This window comes from Microcoleus sp. S13_C3, from assembly GCF_036700905.1.
In the GTDB taxonomy this organism is placed as follows: domain Bacteria; phylum Cyanobacteriota; class Cyanobacteriia; order Cyanobacteriales; family Microcoleaceae; genus Microcoleus.
The window spans coordinates 1-15156 of record NZ_JAUBPT010000153.1 but is presented as its reverse complement, the minus strand read 5'-3'; the positions used below and the strand labels follow the sequence as shown (position 1 = coordinate 15156).

13 protein-coding genes and 1 pseudogene are annotated in these 15156 nt (G+C 46.3%); 1 reads left to right on the top strand and 13 read right to left on the bottom strand.

Going from position 1 to position 15156, the window contains the following annotated elements; all coding sequences use genetic code 11:
* The 4 genes and pseudogenes from QUA16_RS29410 to QUA16_RS29395 form a co-directional block, all read right to left on the bottom strand.
* Positions 1-1947, bottom strand: a pseudogene (locus tag QUA16_RS29410) (hypothetical protein); the annotation flags it as partial.
* A gap of 314 nt (positions 1948-2261) precedes the next feature.
* On the bottom strand, positions 2262-3437 hold the full coding sequence (locus QUA16_RS29405) for a D-alanyl-alanine synthetase (RefSeq protein ID WP_333107715.1): 1176 nt from the start codon (positions 3435-3437) through the stop codon (positions 2262-2264).
* A gap of 23 nt (positions 3438-3460) precedes the next feature.
* Positions 3461-4525, bottom strand: coding sequence for a DMT family transporter (locus tag QUA16_RS29400; protein WP_333107714.1), 1065 nt, complete (start codon positions 4523-4525; stop codon positions 3461-3463).
* Between the two features lie 142 nt (positions 4526-4667).
* Positions 4668-5168: a thioesterase family protein gene (locus tag QUA16_RS29395; RefSeq protein ID WP_333107713.1), complete on the bottom strand. Its 501-nt coding sequence runs from the start codon at positions 5166-5168 to the stop codon at positions 4668-4670.
* 143 nt (positions 5169-5311) lie between these two features.
* Between QUA16_RS29395 and QUA16_RS29390 the strand changes: the two genes are divergently transcribed.
* The gene (locus tag QUA16_RS29390; protein ID WP_333107712.1) at positions 5312-6163 is read left to right on the top strand and encodes a universal stress protein; all 852 of its coding nucleotides are present in this window, start codon (positions 5312-5314) and stop codon (positions 6161-6163) included.
* Positions 6164-6405: 242 nt separating this feature from the next.
* Here the strand turns inward: QUA16_RS29390 and psbM are convergent, their stop codons facing one another.
* From psbM to QUA16_RS29345, 9 genes are all read right to left on the bottom strand, one after another.
* Positions 6406-6519, bottom strand: coding sequence for a photosystem II reaction center protein PsbM (psbM, locus tag QUA16_RS29385; RefSeq protein ID WP_015177760.1), 114 nt, complete (start codon positions 6517-6519; stop codon positions 6406-6408).
* Between the two features lie 295 nt (positions 6520-6814).
* Positions 6815-7111 carry a 2Fe-2S iron-sulfur cluster-binding protein gene (locus QUA16_RS29380; RefSeq protein ID WP_006631487.1) on the bottom strand — a complete coding sequence of 99 codons (297 nt, stop codon included), beginning with the start codon at positions 7109-7111 and terminating at the stop codon, positions 6815-6817.
* A gap of 148 nt (positions 7112-7259) precedes the next feature.
* Positions 7260-9104: a TolC family protein gene (locus tag QUA16_RS29375; protein WP_333107711.1), complete on the bottom strand. Its 1845-nt coding sequence runs from the start codon at positions 9102-9104 to the stop codon at positions 7260-7262.
* Positions 9105-9245: 141 nt separating this feature from the next.
* Complete coding sequence (locus QUA16_RS29370) at positions 9246-10700, bottom strand: DUF512 domain-containing protein (protein ID WP_333107710.1); 1455 nt, start codon at positions 10698-10700, stop codon at positions 9246-9248.
* 80 nt (positions 10701-10780) lie between these two features.
* Entirely contained in the window at positions 10781-11548 is a 768-nt protein-coding gene (locus QUA16_RS29365; protein WP_333107709.1) for a methyltransferase domain-containing protein, read from the bottom strand.
* A gap of 218 nt (positions 11549-11766) precedes the next feature.
* The gene (locus tag QUA16_RS29360) at positions 11767-14325 is read right to left on the bottom strand and encodes a sigma 54-interacting transcriptional regulator (RefSeq protein ID WP_333107708.1); all 2559 of its coding nucleotides are present in this window, start codon (positions 14323-14325) and stop codon (positions 11767-11769) included.
* A gap of 112 nt (positions 14326-14437) precedes the next feature.
* A complete protein-coding gene (locus QUA16_RS29355; RefSeq protein ID WP_333107707.1) occupies positions 14438-14701 on the bottom strand; it encodes a hypothetical protein in 264 nt (87 codons plus the stop codon).
* A complete protein-coding gene (locus tag QUA16_RS29350; RefSeq protein WP_333181546.1) occupies positions 14671-14835 on the bottom strand; it encodes a hypothetical protein in 165 nt (54 codons plus the stop codon). Before QUA16_RS29350 ends, QUA16_RS29355 begins: the two co-directional genes overlap by 31 nt.
* A gap of 51 nt (positions 14836-14886) precedes the next feature.
* Complete coding sequence (locus QUA16_RS29345; RefSeq protein ID WP_333107705.1) at positions 14887-15018, bottom strand: hypothetical protein; 132 nt, start codon at positions 15016-15018, stop codon at positions 14887-14889.
* Between the last annotated feature and the right edge of the window lie 138 nt (positions 15019-15156).

Here is a 15156-nt window from a genome sequence, read left to right as displayed (position 1 = left end):
GATTTGAGAAGTGAGCCCCGATTCCAATTCAGAGCGACTTTGACGCACACTTTCTAACTGGTGTTCTAACTCGGATACTTGAGATTGAAGTTGAGCTTGATTCTGATTGGCTGTCTCGATTTGACTTTGCAATTGGGAGATTTGAGAAGTGAGCCCCGATTCCAATTCAGAGCGACTTTGACGCACACTTTCTAACTGGTGTTCTAACTCGGATATTTGAGATTGAAGTTGATTTTGATTCTGGTTTGCTGTCTCGGCTTGACTTTGCAATTGGGAGATTTGAGAATAAAGTTGCGATCGTTCGGTGTTCGCTGTTTCTAGCTGAACTTCTAATTCAGTGCGAGTTTGACGCAGACTATTTAGCTGATTTTCTAAGTCAGATACTTGAGATTGAAGTTGATTTTGATTCTGATTGGCTGTCTCGATTTGACTTTGGGATTCCGAGATTTTAGAAGTGAGCTGAGATTCCAATTCAGAGCGACTTTGATGCACACTTTCTAACTGGTGTTCTAACTCGGATATTTGAGATTGAAGTTGATTTTGATTCTGATTGGCTGTTTCGGCTTGACTTTGCAATTGGGAGATTTGAGAAGTGAGTTGAGATTCCAATTCCGAGCGATTTTGACGCACAGTTTCTAACTGTTGCTCTAACTCGGAGATTTGAGATTGAAGTTGAGTTTGATTCTGGTGGGCTGTCTCGGTTTGACTTTGAATTTCCGAGAGTTGAGAATAAAGTTGCGATCGTTCTGTGTTAGCAGTTTCTAGCTGAACTTCCAATTCAGAGCGAGTTTGACGCACACTATCTAACTGGTGTTCTAACTCCGAGATTTGAGATTGAAGTTGAGTTGAGATCGGGTTGGCTGTCTCGATTTGACTTTGCAATTGGGACAGTTGAGAATAAAGGTGCGATCGTTCTGTGTTAGCAGTTTCTAATTCAGCTTGCAGTTCTGATAACTGAGACTGGAGTTGCGAGCTATCTCCCTCCTTGCGCTGTATCTGAGACTCCAATTCTGACAACTCAGACAGCAGTCTCTCTCGCTCTACAACAACCATTTCGGATTGAAGTTGTACTTCATGAAGTTGAGAGTTTAACTGCATTTTTTCCAGATTAGCTGCTTCTAACTGTCTTTGCAGTTCTAATAATTCCAATGGAGGTTGCTGTGCTTGTTGGCTAGCGGTTTGCAATTGAGAGTTGAGTATTTCGCGTTCTTGCTCTGCACTCTCCAATTGAGCTTGTATATCTGACAATTCCGAAGTAAATTGCGATCGCTCTGCTTCGACTAATTGCAGTTGAGCTTGCAAACCCGACAGTTGAGACTGAAGTTGCTGCCGCTCTTCAATGGAGCGATCGAACTTTATTTGAATTTCCGACAACTGGTACTGTACCTGCAATCTGCTTTGAGTAGCCGTTTCCAACTGACTCTCAAATTCCGACAGCAGAGCGTGAAATTGAGAACGTTCGGCATCAACCGCCTCTAACTGTGCTTGCATTTCCAGCAATTGAGTGTTAAGCTGCGATCGCTCCCGATCCGCAACTTCTAACAGCTCTTTAAGTTCTGCCACTTCTGCTAACTGGGACTCAGCTTGGTGAGCATTTTCTAGCTGAAACTGCAAATCAGCAATCAGAGCATCAATTTGCGATCGATCCTGGGCAATTCCTGCCAAAAATTCTTCCATTTCCGACACTTGATTTTTTAACACTTCTTGCTCGCGAGTCACAGTTTCCAAGCGACTTTGCAACTGAGATACTTCAGAATTTAGCTGATTTTCATTCTGCACCTTTTGTCGCAATTCCGAAGTTCGGGCATCCAACTGAGCAGCCAAATTCGATATAGCCTCCTGCGAACCCTGCATCCGCACCAAATTGCGTGAATTTCGCTTATTCAAAATTAGCCAGCAGACTAATGCCCCGCCTCCAAATCCTATGAATAAAAGTAATGCTTGCATTTGTTTTATCTAATTAATATCAATTGAGTTATTTTGAGGCAGACCCAAAAATGGACATCTACCCATCGCTATCTTATATCGTTTCCGGTTGCATCGGAATAATCAAATCGAGTCAACAGTTAACACTCAAGCATTCAGTTTTACGACTGCGAGTCAACTGTCAACTGTCAACTGTCATGAGGAGTGCAACCGGAATTGATATTACTCAAAACTATCACAACTTGCCAGCCTGTGTTCACTTGGATCGAGAATTTATATTTCTTTACAAATCCCTTTTGGTTACAGGTAAGGTGCAGCGCACCCTGCAAGTCCGATTAATGAAGCAAATCCACAATATGAGGAATAATTTCGATATGCTGAGTCAACAAATAATCCAACCTATCCGCCAGTAAACTAAAAATTAAATCGTTATAACTCATCCCGTATTCCGCCAAACCTAAAGCTACCAAACTCGTCACATTTTCCCCTGGATGTTTCAGATCCGGTTTCGGATTTGCTTCCAAAACATAAAGCGAGCCATCCGCATCACTTCGGACATCGAGCCGCACCAAACTGTTCAAACTAAACTCCCAATAAATTGTTCTAGCTAACTCAATTAACTCTTGTTTGAGTTCAGGTTCCTCACCGCCCATCAACCGTCCTCGATCGACCGTAATCGTTTTTTTGTCCATAGAAGTAAATATGCGTTCGTCAGGCTCCAGCACCCGCTCGACAGTGGAAAAAGCAAAAGGTTTTGTATTTTTAGAGAAACCGCCTTTAGCATATTTAACATAGCCACAAACCGCTACACAAAATTCTCGTCCCGGCAAATACTTTTCAATTAAAGCAGTATTGTGAGTGGTTCGGTGAACTTCCGAAACCGCCTCAGACACACCCTCAGTTGTGTCTACAAAATGAACTTGCAGCGAAGCGCGACCGGATACGGGTTTAACAACAAACGGCCCTTGATAGTCACCAAAAGCAATGGCAAAACGCTGATGCAAATTAGGCTGCAATATTCCTTGAGAAGGATGCCAAGTCATAAACGGAGCGGTTTTAATTCCGACTGATTGCAGTTCCCGTTTGAAAGCGTGTTTGTTATCTAAAATTGAACTATTTAGAGGATTGTGACCGACATAAGGCATTCCCAACATTTCCAACAAGGCGGGAGTGTGACAAACAGGATTGTAGCCCTGGACTCCGCCAGTATTCAGCCACACTAAATGAATGTTTTTTTGTTTCAGTTGTTCGGGCAAATTCATGTCGTCAGGCATGACAAAAACTTGCTGAAAGCCAATTTCTGCTAAGGCTTTAGCAATCTCGCGGGCGACGACTTCGTAACTCTTCCAAGCGCGGGGATTGTGAGTTTTGTAAATCACTGATCCGGGGCGATCGCAGTCGCCGCCGAACACCACAGCAATCCGCAATTTAGCAAACAGCACCTCCAAATATTGAGGCAGCAAACTAAAGTCGTAATGCCAGCTATTCAGGCTGATTGATGTTGGAGTCATTTAAGTATTTTTTCCTGTGTGTTTTATTTTTTAACAACCGAACCGCTAGATTTTCCCAAGTATATTCCCGCCAAAACCACAGAAAAAGCAAACCAATTAAACAAGCTCAAACTTTCCGAAAACAGCACCCAAGCCATAATAGCCGTAATTACGGGTTCTAGGAGCAGGAAAAAAGCTACAAATTCCGATGACAAACTACCGAGACTGTGGATAAGCAGTCCCTGACCGAAAGCTTGGCAAACCACGGCCAAAGCAATTACAGTCAGCCATCCCTCCCAAGAATAAGGGAAAACTCGATCGCCCGCAAGCAGAACCAATGGCAAAACCAAGATACTGCCCATAAAACAGCGCCACATCAATATAGTTGTCGCCGGAAACTTGGTTCGCAAATGTTCGGAAATTAGCAGATTTCCTGCATAAAACATCGCCGATATAAGAGCAGCCAAGTCGCCGACAAGATTGTCTCCCGCAGTTTGCAAATCGTCGATTCCGATCGCAATTGCGCCAGACAAAGCCACCGCCAGTCCCACCAAAAACCTGTTGTCAAAGCGTCGCCCCAACAGCAGCCATCCCCCCAAAGTAGTAAATAAAGGAGTTAAGTTTCGCAGTACAGTAGAATTAGCGACATTAGTCTGACTCAGTGACCAGGCCCAGAAACCCACAGAAGCAGAAGAAACCACGCCTACGGCTATTAACAGCATCACATCCTGCAGAGTGTAGTTCGATCGCTCTTCAACTTCCACCCCAGACATTCGGCGGCGCGCAACACCCGCACCATTCCACAGTCCAAATACTACAGTTGCTATCCACAAACGGTTAAAAACAGTAGCATTCGGGCTGATTTCCCGTTCGCTCAACCTAATAAAAATCGCAGCCAGCGACACCGCTAGCAGCGCCGCCGACAGCGATGCGATCGCCCAAAATTTGCCTTGACTGTCATCAGCTAATTCACCGTTTTTTAAACTGTCTGGATTTCCCGAAACAAGAGTTTTGTCTTCAGTTATCAAGGCAGAGTTTAACTCGGTTTTTTCCAATATATTGCGCTGAAGTTCAATATTTGGCTCTGGTAATTCCAGTTTTTTTGACATTATTAAAAGTTCCAATGAAGGCAGAAGGCAGTTGTGTAGAGTGCGTGACCAAAAAATATTTTGGTGGCGAAGGGAGTAACTCAAAAGTCACGCACTCTACTTACTAGGGCTGCACCAACTATTTTTTATAGTTAACAGCAGCTTAGGTTGAAGGTTTAACAGAAAGCCTTGTCAAAGCCTCCTTTAGCGCCGGTGGCAATTGCCGGATAATCTTGTTCTTGTCGCGATCGACACCAACCAAAGTTACCTGTGCTGTCACATATAACTCCTGAGTATCAGCCGATCGAATTTCGTAATCCCAAAGCAGCCGCACACCCTCGCTAGCAGCGATCCGCGTTCTGACTGCCACAGATTGACCCATTTGTACAGCCCGGTGGTAGCGCAGCGAAAGTTCCACCACGGGCAATTCCAAACCCTGCGCCACCCAGTCTGCATACTCGATGCCAAGAGATCGCAAACTTTCCACCCTAGCTTCCTCCATCCAAGCCAGATAAGTCCCGTGCCACACCACACCGCTGTAGTCAGTATGGTGAGGGTACACTCGCACCAAATATTCAAACCAGCCCTCAGAGTCCATCCCCCGCCGATTTTGAATAGCACCAGCCGGTGCGAGTTCTGGTTGAGTTCGATCGTTCTCTAACACTTTACAAATCGTTCCAAAACGCTACATTTCTACAAATCATAAGACAAACTTCAGGCTTATGCTTGACAGTAAGCAACTAGAGTACCAACGCCCTAGTTTAACGTCGCACAAGAAAACTCAACTGTTTTTACCGCCAAAACCCCATGATAGAAAAAATTTTAGTAGCCGTCGCCGGTCGCGGCTTGTGCGAAGAGATGTTTAATATGTTGATGGACATCCCTTCCTTGCAACAAACCTCTGTCACCGTCTTGCACGTCGTGCCGCCCCAAGTAACCTCCGATGGCATGGCCGAGAAATTGGAAGAAGGAGGAAAGATTTTAGCACAAGCAGTCCAGTCTCTGAAAATAGATCCCAGCAAAGTCAACCCCCGGCTCAAACAGGGAGACCCGAAAACCACAGTTTGCCAAGTCGCAGAAGAAGAACAATCCGACTTAGTAATTATGGGTTCCCGGGGACTCGGACGGCTGCAATCTATTTTGGAAAACTCAGTCAGCCAGTACGTTTTTCAGCTAACATCCCGACCGATGTTGTTAGTAAAAGACGACATCTACGTCAAAAAAATCAAGCGCGTTATGGTGGCGGTAGACAAATCAGAAGCTGCCAAACAGTCATTACAGCTTGCGCTATCTTTGGTCAAAGAAGTCAGTGGCGGAGAGATAATTTTAGTACACGTCACCAAAGATTTGACGGGAAAATCCAGCACAGATTTAACAACAAGTGCTGAAAAAGACGCTGTATTGGCCCCTGCAGTAGCACTAACCAAACAAATGGGAGTTAGCTACCGCTGCGTGAGTGCTACAGGCAAGCCAGGGGAAGAAATTTGTCGGATTGCAGACGACATGAATGCCGACTTGTTGGTAATCGGTTCCCCGGATCGGCGACCCAACGTTGCCAAAAACTTTGTGGATATCGATCGACTCCTAGGAAATTCGCTATCAGACTACGTGCGAGTTTATGCCAACTGTCCCGTCTTGCTAGCCCGCACAGTCGGCTAGAATCTCATAGTTAACAGTTAGTCGCTAATATCAAATCCACTCTTCATCGGAATAGTAAATTCGAGTTCACTGTTGACGGTTGACTGTTCACGCCGTCAACAGTCAACCGTCAACAGTCAACATCATTCCGGTGTTACCGGAAATGATATAACACTCAACAGTTAACAAAAAAAGCGCCTCAGCAAAAAGCTGTTGGCGCTTTTTTTGCAAGCAGCAAAGCCAGAGAGAAATAGCAGCAGTTGCTAATCTTTTCTACCTTGACGGCTAGCTGTTTGAATGTACAGAATGATTAGAAAAACACTGGGAACCAATACAAACAGAATGGTTGCCACAAAACCTAAATCGTTAACTTCCATGAAGACGCTCGCCTCTATCGGAAAATGGAAAAACACACACAACTAGGATATCACTCAAAGGCAAAAGGCAAACTCGAAGACAGAAGAAGAGCTGACGGACAAGCGTCGAAACCCGCTTTCTGCCTGGATGCCTCGCTACCCAATCTCTTATTTGTCCTAGAAACCAAGTTTCTTTTCCTAAGCGAGCAAAAGGCGTGATTATACAGTGAAATAGGAAAAAAAACACAATTATTGCATTCTGCATTTTTCTTTCCTTCTGCATCTCTAGGATCTCTAGCCTTCTGCCTTCTGAAAGTCACGGTTTAGTCTTCACGCTCACCTGGCCATTGACCATAGCTTGACAAGCCAACCGATAGTTTTCGGGCTTTTTCTTGAGCTTGCGGTTCTCAAAGTCAGTGCGGGGCGACAGATTTTCACTGCCCTCGACAATTTCCACAATGCAGGTGCCGCATTGACCAATGCCCCCGCAATTCATGAGCTTTCCCGAAAATGTGTACAAATCGATGCGGTTTTCTAGAGCTTTGAGCCTCAAATTGGCTCCGTCTGCTGCGATGACTTCCTGATTTTCCTTCACAAACTTGATGTTGGCCATTGCCGATTCCTTAACGCAGTTGACATGGAACTCTATTACAAAATATTAACTAATGTGTCGGACGTTTAATACCCGATGTCTAATTGCCTTTGTGATTAAAGGTGCGCGCGAGCGTAGCTATCCCATAGGGAATCGTCCCAACCCAATCTCAAGGAGCATCCGAGAGGTTATTCGTCGGGAGATTACTCACAGCCCGCTGGATAGACGAAAGTCCCAGGTTGTAGTTGATAATTGCCGACAATCGGCTTCTCTCAGCCCTAGTCAAATCTGTTTCCGCCTGAATCACATCCGTCTGAGTACCCACACCAGCTTGAAACCGCAGTCTCGCCAAACGCAGAGCTTCCCTCGACTGCAAAACCCCCGCCTGAGAAGTTTCAATATTCTCAAAACTCGACTCTAAGCCATAATAAGCTTGTTCCACTTCCCGGCGCACCTGATTGCGGAGTTGGTCGAATCGACTTTCGGCGATCGCAATATCAGCATTTCGCTGTCTCACCCTCGCGTTCGCCGCGCCCCCATCGAAGATACTCCAAGTCAGACTCGCCCGGATCGAATAACCATCGGCCCAGCCGCGAGCAGCATACGGGTTGGGGTCGTCAGGATCTTGTCCCAGCACGTTGTAACTACCCCCTACACTCAGTTGAGGCAAACGCCCCGCCTGAATCGATCGCCTCTGCTGCTTGCTGATATCCCTCTGCACCAACTGCTGTTCCAACTCGGGGCGATTCCTAAAAGCCTGCACGATACTTTCTTCCAAAGACAGCCTCCAAGGTGCGGCTTGCTCTACCGGGTCAGCCGCTGTCAAGTTCGCCGACTGGCTGATATTCAAAATCTCAGCCAGACGCCGCTGGGCCACTCGCTGGTCACGACGGGCCAATGACAGTTGTTGCTGTTCGTTAGCCAAATTTGCCTGAGCCTGCAACACAGCAAACCGGGTTCCCACCCCTGCCCGTTCCAGGGCTTCGGCATCCCGCAAACTTTGCTGGGCATTTCTCACCGAAGCTTGGCGGATCGCAACTTGTCCGTCCGCGTTTTGCAAGTTGTAGTAAGCCTCAGCAGTGTCGAAGCGGAGTTGCTCGGCTTGGCGTTCCACATCCAGTTCCCGAAGGCGCAACTGTTCCTCTGCAGCGCGGATGTTAGCGCGCCGTCTTCCGAACAAATCGACATCATAGCTCAACTGCAAAGTGCTGTTGAGACTGTTGCTGCCGAAATTTTGCCGGGCTTGCTCGGCGGGCCGCCCGGTTCCGTTAGCCCGAGAGTTGTTGAAGCGCTGCTGAGCCCGGACTCCGAGTTCTCCGCCGGCACTCACAGAACGGCTGGCGTCCATTTGAAAATTCAGGTCTGGATAAAGAGCAGCTTGCTGTTCGCGCAAAGCGGCTCTGCTTTGTTCCACTTGCTGTCCGGCGATTTGCAAAACTTGGCTGTTGCGGCGGGCGAGGTCGATCGCCTGCTGCAAGGTAATTGGCTCAGTTTGCTCGATCCTGACATCCTCCGGGTTTGTCGGAAACTGCAGCGGATTCGGGTTGGGTTCCAGGGAAGCCGGAGGCTTGGTGTCTAAAATGCCCCTTGGAGGGAGAGGGGGGAAACTTTCGTTCGGAGTGCCCCGGAGAATTGGTACCGGGGCACTCGGCACCGGAATATTGTTGGGAGGCTTCGGGGAAGGCTGCTGAGTCTGTGTCGGTTCCAACCCTCTTAGAGGCGTTGAACCGGCCTGAGACAGAGTTGATGGGGAAGCCGGAGCAGCCTGTTGAGGCTTTGATGCTTGCTCGGGCCCGGTTGGGGGGTTAAGGGCGATCGACTCTTCGGCCTGTGATGCTGATTCTGCCACTTTGTTCGAGGCCGATCGAACATTGGGCCCTAATTCGAGCTGATTGCTAAGGGCCAAACTGTCCTGAGATTGGGCCGGAGACTGTGCTGAAGCACTCTGTGCGGCGTTGCCCAAAGTAATTGCAGCGCCCACTCCGACTACGATGATTTGACGAAAAACACGCATAATTTTTTAATTACTCTGCAATTCTAGAGACAATTTTAGAGCAAGATTGAGGTCTCAAGTTTCTAGTCTGTAGCCTGAACTCGACGGTTACAAGTCACAATTACCATACTCATCTTAACTTTTGAATGTTCGATTCAAAATTTAGAATTTAACTTCAGCATTTGCCAGACCGATCGCCGCCGAGATTAGTTCCTCTACTCCGCTCACCGGCAAAATCCGGGTTTTCAGCGAGCTGGCGAGCTGTTCGAGGGTCATGTCGTCGAGAAAACGCGGTTCCCCCTGTTTTAGCATCACCGACGGCAGCAGGATGCCATCTCCCAAGTCTCGCCCCTGCAAAGCTTCGAGCAAATCTTGCCCGGTAAGCAAACCCGTGACAGTGATAGTTTGTCCCCAGTAGTGGCTGCACAGTGCTGCCATGTTGACGGACAAGCCGGGAATTTGGTTTAGTTGTTGTACGATCGGCTCAAAAGCTTTTTCGACAGCATTCCCCACCACCCAAACTAACTTGCGATCGGGTTCGACTTGCATCGGTTGCAGCTTCTCAAAAGCCGTTTCAAACTGCTGGATAAACTGCCGAATCGAACCCACACCGTTACCAATTTGGGGATAATCTTCGTAATCAGCAGCCGACGGCAAATCTAAACCAGCTATTAAAAACCACTCGTCCGCCAGCCAAATACAGCGCGATTTTGACTTTCCTAACAAGCCATTTAAATCTTCTCCCCCCCTTGCTAAGGGGGGGTTGGGGGGGGTAGATTTTGAATTCTTCCTTTTCGGCTTTCCGCCGCCTTTTCCTTTACTCAAAAGCACTTGAATTTTCTGCACTTGCTCGATTACTTCTCGCGCTTTTTCCGCAGTTACTGCGATCAGTTCATCTTCTGCAGGGCGAAAGCGAGTTAAACCCACCGGCACTACAGCCACCGATGCTACAGCGGGAATACTTCCAGTATGAAACTTGGCCAAATCTAACAAAGTGCGTTCTAAATGTTCGCCATCATTAATACCGGGACAAACAACTACTTGAGCGTGAATTTGCAAGCGGCGTTCTTGAAACCATTTGATTTGTTCGAGAATCTTCCCAGCGCGGAGATTTTTTAACAGCCTAATTCGTACTTCTGGTTCGGTAGCGTGTACGGAAACATAGAGAGGAGAAAGCCGCATTTGTTCTATTCGATCCCACTCTTTTTGAGTCAAATTTGTCAGAGTGAGATAGCTACCATAAAGAAAGCTGAGGCGGTAGTCATCATCTTTGAGATATAGAGTTTCCCGCTTTCCCGGTGGTTGTTGGTCAATAAAGCAAAAAGGGCAGCGATTGTTGCACTGAATTAGTCCGTCAAAAAGAGCGCTTTCAAATTCCAATCCTAAGTCTTCATCATACTCTTTTTCTATTTCTAACTTGTGGGTTTTGCCTTTAGTGTCTAATACTTCTAATTCTAGAAATTCATCGGCGCACAGGAATTGATAGTCAATCAAGTCGCGGGGTTTTTGACCGTTGACGGCGACGATTGAGTCTCCGGGTTCAAATCCCATTTCGGCGCAGATGCTGTCGGGGATGACTTTGGTGATTAGGGCTGGTCTGGTTGATAAGTCGCTCATATTTATTAGTTATTTGTTATTTGTTATTTGTTATTTGTTATTTGTGGGACTCTGTTACACTTATTTTGAGTTTATAAAACTTAGGCTATTTTATCGCCAACTATGACAGCGATTGGAACCGCATAATGAATTTCCTCGCATCTAAAATGCGCGCCAATTCCGAGACTATCAACACCAATATCCTCTCTAAACATTTCTCTGATTTTCTGGTCATCGCCGGGGTTGGGAAAAGAAGCAGCTAACTGTTGTTCTAGCCCAAGTTCTACCTTGTAAAAAGCCAATTTAACATTTTGAAGATTGGCATCTGCGACTAATTTTGGAAACTCTTCCAGAGTCAAGGCGCGAGTATGAGAGGGATCGCGCAACTTCTCAACCCGGTCATAAGCATTCACTTTATCAGGTGGCAAAGCAACATCAGCAATCAGGATTCGACCACCTGGACGACATACGCGAACCATCTCTGATAGAACAACATCTGGCTGCAAAAAATGATGGAAAGCGTAACGACTCAGAACAAGAGAAAAAGTAGCATCGGGAAATGGTAGTGTTTCAATATCTCCTTGTTGCCAGGACAGATTAATCAAGTTTTTCTGTTGCGCCAGAATCTGGGCTTGTTCGAGCATCGCTGGTGTGATATCAATGCCAGTAACGTGACTGGCAACTTCCGCAAAAGCACAACTAACAATACCTGAACCGCAAGCAACATCTAGAACAGTGTCTTTGTCAGATACACTCGCCATTTCTCTCAGCAGGTACAGAGACTCTTGATTTGTGTGAGCGTACAATTTAGAGAATGGAATTGCCTGACGAGTGAACTGGTCGATGATGGATTCCTGATGTGCGGTCATAGTTTAGGATGTGGCTAGCGGAGAATGTTTACATTTTAACTTGTCTAGGCTGAATTTGGCGATCGGGCAATTTGCCCTTTCATTTCAACTGGTACTCATTTCCTCTGGCATCTTTGTAATGGTGTTTTGCTTTACCTGTCAGCAAGAAGCCTGCTCTTAAATTGGTCAGAGCGAGTAAAAAATTAAAACTAAAAGTAATATATCGCGCATACTCACTCTCAGGTTCCTACGATCGCATACCACAAACTCAGCATCAGGCACAAACTCGCTAAATGTTGTGGAATCAAAGATTTAATTGAGCGCTTGGCAATTTGTTGAGTCACAAATATTGTAACTAATAATGATACAATCAAAGTTAAACCTTGCAAGAAACTAATCACCGCTGGATCGGCAATAAAACTCGGTAAATCGTCTCTAATTTGTCCGAAAGTGGCAAAAGTTACGGGAATCACTCGACCGCCTTCCTGCAAACCCAATCGCCAATAGTGAGCCAAACTACCGCCCCAGACTAAGGGTAAATAACCGTAGGCGAGAGAGACAAATGCGAGGGGTTTGTAGGTTGTAAATGGCAGGGTTTCTGCTTGTCCCAATCGATAAATTGCCTGCATGATTGCGTAGGCAATTAGGGGAATCATCGGCGGGATAATTAACACTGCGATCGACAGTCCTAAATGAGGTAAAAATTGCTCTAAATTGATGCCCAGCCCCAAAAAACTATTTATCTCCGGCAAGCGATGCAGATAAATACCGCCTAATAATAGAAATAACAGGGCAACTTCATAACTGTGAGGAACGTGGGTAGTCCATAATTCGATGCCGGGAGGGCGCAGATTTAATTCTACCGATCGATGCGGACAAGCTTTCAAGCAAGTCATGCACAACACGCAATCTTTATTATCGGTTAACTGGGCGGGATGGGAATAAATCGGACAGCCATTAGTAGTTAATCCTTCCCCCAAGCCGGGGCCGCCTTTGTAACATTGGTAGGTGCTGCATTCCGCCCCGCAGGTTCCTTGTTGGGCGCGAAGTTCGATAATTGAGAGTTTAGCAAATAATCCATTCATTCCCCCAATCGGGCATAAATAACGACACCAAAATCGCCTCTCGAAGATTAGGGAAAAAATTACCGCTCCGGCGGTGATGAGCAACAACAAACAACTGGATAAATAGGCGGTATTTTCTAAATTCCACAACTCTTCCCACAGAAATATCAGAGTAAATAGTCCAAATAGAAGCCAGCCACCCCATTTTTCGGCTTGTTGGCGCGGCCATTTATTGAGAGTTCGAGGGAAAATTTTTAGCGATAGTTTTTGGACGATTTCCCCATAAATCATAAAAGGGCAAAAAGCACACCACAATCGCCCGATGATGGGGAATAATAATAAAATTAACGGCCACCACCACGCCCAAAAGATATTTAGGGCAAAATTATGTTGTCGATCTTGGGGAGCAACAAACAGGATAATTACCACCAATGCAAACACCCAGGTGGTAAACCAATAATTCACGCGATCGGGATACCACTCGCTCCGTAAAAATTGCCGAAATTTTGGATAAATATTTAATAAATTCAGGCGAAACTTTTGTTTCTTCGCTGCCTGGGCCCAAAACACTTCTTCCGTTAATACCTGACTCCCCTGTGCTTGAACTAAGGCGCGATCGACCATTCCCTGCAATTCCTGCAAATTACCTGGAAAATCGTAGGCTTGTAAGCGGCGAATTGCTTCCGGTGTAACTTGGGGCTTGACTAATTTCTTTTGGCGACCAATGATATTGAGATAATAGTTGACTTGTGCCTCTAAATCTGTTTTTCGCACCCGTAAGGATGGGACTTTAATCTTGTGTTGTGTCAGCTTATCTAGCTTGGGCTGCACAATTTCTGAGATTAAAATTATCCGGGCCTTACTAGAACGCGGTGGTCGCGGTATTTGTCCTTCCTTGACAACTGGCGTATAGGTTCCCTCGGTTAATAATTGCTGAATTTGGGGGCATAATTGAGTGGGTAATTCTTGCACGTCATTTAAAATTAACGTCCCTTCTCCCAACCATTCCAACAGCCCGGGTTTGCCGCCCAACCGCCCGAATAATTCCGCTCCATTGCTCTGAAGTAAAGCACTTTTAATCTGAATAATTGGCTCGTTGCGGCGATGGGAACCGAAATGAATTAAAGCAGCTAAATTATCCTTTTCTAAACCAGGCTCGCCAGAGATTAATACCGATCGGCTGTCACTCGATGCCGTGCGAATTTGTTGGCGCAATTTCACTGCATAACGACTATTGCCAATGACTCCTCGTTTCGCCCTAGGTACTAGATAGCTGCGGAGGGCATTTTGACGCTCTCGTTCGTAGGCAATTTCTGCTTCTAGCTGCTCTAATTTCGCCGCCAAACGTTGAGCGTAGGCTTCGGCTATCCGTGGATATCTTTCTAGCAAACCACGCCAGCGATCGGCACTAATTACCCAAAATTGACACTCTGTCCGAGCAATAATTCGACTATCCGCAGGTTGCGATCGTTGAAGGGCCGATAAATTGACGAGCGCCCCCGGTAATAAACTACTCCCCCACATTAAACCTGGTTGTTTGCGGCGGTATCGATCGGCCTGTCCTCGTTCTAGGATATAGAGATTAGTGACTGGTGTATCTTCGATTACCACTCGAAATCCAGGGGGAAAAGTTGACATCTCCATTTCATCGGCGATCGCCTGTAAAATCTCGCGGGATAATATGCCTAATTCGGTGCTCGATTCGAGCCAGTTAACTAATGTTTCGGTAGACATCGCTTAGCGTCGGCGAAAGCCGAATCGTGGTAGTTGGTGTAGGATATATATTTTTGTGCTACATCAATATTAACTGCTGGGAACGACTAGCATTTTGAGTTTGAGTGTGGTGTTAATTTTCTGTCTTCAGCATAGCCGATCGACACTCCCCCCTCGAATATATTTTTTCTGCACCTTCTCCTGCAATCTGCACATTAAAAGTGATTCCCGATCGCCGAGGCTGCCATCCGAGTCGCACCGCTTGCCGTATCCATTGTGCTACATCAGAGGGTCTTACTGGTTTCACTTCTTGCGTGGAAATAATCTGCCATACTTTTACCTCTTGTGGCGCTCCATCTGGAGGTTTTACCGGTATAAATTCACTTGCCCTTCCCATTCTCCTTCCCGACTGCACTCAGCTATTACCAAAATTTCCTCGATCGCCAAAGCTACGGAAACACGGTGGCTGACTTCAAATAACCCTGGCATCGCAAGAACTGCTTGCATTCGTTCGTAGGCAAAGTTTGTCATAGTTGCTACATAGTGAGTTAGTACCACGCGCCCTTGCAGTGCTGCCCATTCTCAGACAGTTGGGTCGTCTGCTTCGATCAAGCCCATATCTTGAACGCGGACAATCTCAACGTCGGGATTCCGCCGCAGAATACCTCGGACAATCTGATTGTTAAAGTTCTCGTCTGCCAAAAATCGCAGCATATAATACTACCCTTTTTGGTCGCGTCTTGCTAATAGGCGATCGCGTATTCCAACTGGGTTAAAACTGATATCTTGCACCATTCTCAATTAGCGGTAGGGGCGGGTTCGCCAACAGCCTTAAAGCTTGCAAATAGGTTC